Source organism: Gammaproteobacteria bacterium (genome assembly GCA_027296625.1).
GTDB lineage: Bacteria > Pseudomonadota > Gammaproteobacteria > JAKEHO01 > JAKEHO01 > JAKEHO01.
This window is the reverse complement of record JAPUIX010000011.1, coordinates 1-2,966: the sequence shown is the minus strand read 5'-3', so window position 1 is coordinate 2,966 and position 2,966 is coordinate 1. Positions and strand designations below refer to the sequence as shown.

General features: G+C 52.4%; 4 protein-coding genes. 3 read left to right on the top strand and 1 reads right to left on the bottom strand.

Annotated features, from left to right (window positions below; translation table 11 throughout):
- Positions 1 to 237 (bottom strand): hypothetical protein (locus tag O6944_00315; protein ID MCZ6717596.1); only part of this gene is annotated, 237 nt, incomplete at its 3' end.
- A gap of 492 nt (positions 238 to 729) precedes the next feature.
- On the opposite strand from O6944_00315, the gene O6944_00310 reads away from it, so the two are divergent.
- The 3 genes from O6944_00310 to O6944_00300 form a co-directional block, all read left to right on the top strand.
- Positions 730 to 1,284: a trypsin-like peptidase domain-containing protein gene (locus O6944_00310; protein ID MCZ6717595.1), complete on the top strand. Its 555-nt coding sequence runs from the start codon at positions 730 to 732 to the stop codon at positions 1,282 to 1,284.
- A 120-nt stretch (positions 1,285 to 1,404) separates the two neighbouring features.
- Positions 1,405 to 1,605, top strand: a complete 201-nt coding sequence (locus O6944_00305; protein MCZ6717594.1) for a hypothetical protein — start codon at positions 1,405 to 1,407, stop codon at positions 1,603 to 1,605.
- Positions 1,606 to 1,887: 282 nt separating this feature from the next.
- A partial coding sequence (locus O6944_00300) for a tyrosine-type recombinase/integrase (protein ID MCZ6717593.1) occupies positions 1,888 to 2,966 on the top strand: 1,079 nt, incomplete at its 3' end.

Here is a 2,966-nt window from a genome sequence, read left to right as displayed (position 1 = left end):
GGCGCCCGCGCCCAAGCCTTGGGTTACGTTCGCGCCGAGCTGAATCTGGTTCTCGCACATGGATTGTTTCAGGGCCTGGGCGTCGGTGTTCGCAACCACGAACTCAACGCCTTCCAGGTTGGCACGAATCATGTTGTTGATGGCGTTGCCACCCGCACCGCCGACGCCGACCACCGTAATGCTTGGCGCTGGCGCATGCGCCAGCGCAGCAGGGCCTGTGCTCGGTTGATCTACCATTATCTCTCCCTCGCTGCGGTGCTTGGCTGCAACATTTTGCCGGCTTGATGCGACCTCTGGTGGGTCGTATGGCCGTACACGCCGACAAGCATCTAGCTGTTCATGTTCCAGTCCAGGCAACTATCAACGCACAACTAAACGATCAGAAACAATGTAATACATTACAGTCATTTTCTCTTGACCAAAAGGAGTTTTGTTAATTAACCTACAATAAATAGCGATTGTACAGCTGATTTTATATTTAAATTTCATTAACCATGTTTCAATCCTGTCTAAATGTGCTCTGTTATTTCTTTGATCTTGGAAAAATTAGCAAATCATCTAGCGCTACAAGCCGGCAACACAGGTAAGTATGCAGCTTGCAAAACGGACGGAGAGCGTTCTGCACGCTGAACCGCAGTGGTCGCCTATAGCCATATACGAAGCGTCAGCAGTCGAGCCTGGACTGTCGCCCGTAGAGCCTCCCGAACCGAGCAGACCGAACTAAGTCCTGTGGAACTCTTTGCCTTATTATCGCCGTCGGTATTTCCGCTAGAAGCTCGCACCGACGAGAAGGGCAGCCGAGGCTCTGCTATCGCGCTAACCGAAAACTTAGCGGTTACTAACTGTCATGTGGTCGTGGATAAGTCGAACATCTTTACTAATATAAACGATAAGCGGATCTATTTCGGACCCCCTGTTGGAGACCGAAAAAAAGACATCTGTTTCATCACTTCAGAAGAAAAACTTCGCCCCGTAAGTGCTACAAGAAACTATTCCGACCTAAAAGTTGGTGAAAAAGTATTTGCAATCGGTTCGCCGAAGGGCCTCCGAAATAGCTTTAGCGAAGGTTTAATTTCGGGGCTTCGCATAAGAAAAGGAGTTTCCGTCATTCAAACATCTGCGGCGATATCGCGTGGTTCCTCCGGTGGTGCGCTCTTCGACGCACAAGGCCGTCTTATTGGAATCACAACCTTCAAGGTGACGACTGGAGAAAGTTTGAATTTTGCGATCGCTATTGATGAAGCGCTAAAACTTATGCCATCGAAGACGGCTCACGCTCGATAAAGATTCGTCTTAGACAGCGAAGCCGCTATCGGTGACAATTCATTTCTAAGTGCGATCATTAACTCAGCCCCGTCCTCCGGCGAGGCTTTTCTTATTCGCCAATCCTGGCAGACTTCCCGCATGACCTCAGAGATTGATATTTACCGCTCGGCCAGCGCGTTTATCGCCAAGCATGGGGACCACCAGGCACCCCTACGGGCAGCGATACTTGCCGACAGCTTTTTGGCCGTTGGCGACATGGATGGCGCAGCGACGTGGCGAAAGATCATAAAAGCGATAGAGGTGCTGTTGGCGACCGAGCCGGATGGTGTGACGCATTGAACGTCGCCTGAAATATTGACATATCATTGATACATAAAAACAAGGACCTAACGAATTATCGCTAAGCCCTTGTTTTAATTGGTGCCGGCTGAGGGATTCGAACCCCCGACCTACTGATTACAAATCAGTTTCCCTAACTTCTCTATGCGTATCCAGAGATACCTAAAGTCGCTGATAATATGCGATTTTGGATGAATTGTGTACTTTCAAATACGCGCAGCTTCGCTATACTGTGGTGACTTATAGGTGACTTAGCGGATCACCCCAACGGAACTCCATGCTGTGCGCCTGACCAAACGCTACATCGATACCTGCCACTACGAAGGCGACGGTTTGAGCCGGGACGTGCGCTGGGACGATAGTCCCCGGGGGCTTGGATTGAGGATCTATCCGTCGGACAAAAAGTCGTTCGTCGTCTCATATAGAGCGAACGGGAGGAAGCGGCTTTACACCCTCGGCGGTTACGGACCCCTCACCCTCAACAAAGCCCGGGATTTAGCCAACCGGCGTCTCGGCGAAATTATCGACGGCATAGATCCTTTGATCGAGCGCCGTGCAGAGCGTGGCATAGATACGTTTACCCACTTGGCTAATTCCTACCTGGAACGCCATGCAAAAAAACAGAAGGCCGCAAAGAGCATTCGAGAGGACGAACGGATTATCCAACGAGAATTGCTGCCGCATTGGGGAAGCCGGCGGGTCACCGACATCCATCGGCGCGACGTGATCGAATTGCTGGACTCGATCGTCGACCGATCAGCGCCAATCATGGCGAACCGCGTTCGGGCCCTCATCAACAAAATCTTCAACTTCGCCATAAGCCGCGACATCGTGGAAGCCAACCCCTGTTCTCAGGTCAAGCAGCCTAGCCGTGAGCAACCCCGACAACGGATATTCACGGATGCCGAATTGAAGTCTCTTTGGGGCGCGTTTGAAGAACTAGGCCCGATCATGGGGCGGATGTTCAAACTACGTCTCCTCACCCTTCAAAGGGGCGCGGAAATCGCGATGATGCGATGGGACGATCTCGACCTCGATGGCGCGTGGTGGACGATCCCTCCGGCACACGCCAAGAATAAGCTGGCGCACCGTGTTCCGCTGTCGAACCAGTCACTCGCAATTCTCAGGGAACTCGAAGAGTATCGACATGATTCCGGCTGGTTGTTTCCCAGCCCGACCAAGCCATCGAAGCCCATGATCAATATCGGCAAGGCTGCCGAGCGGGTGAAAGCGAAATCAAATGTTGCAGACTTCCGACCGCACGACCTTCGGCGAACCGGAGCGTCTCGTCTGACAGGCATGGGGTTGCCTCGACTAACGGTGGCGAAGCTGCTCAACCACGTCGAGACCGGGGTGACCGC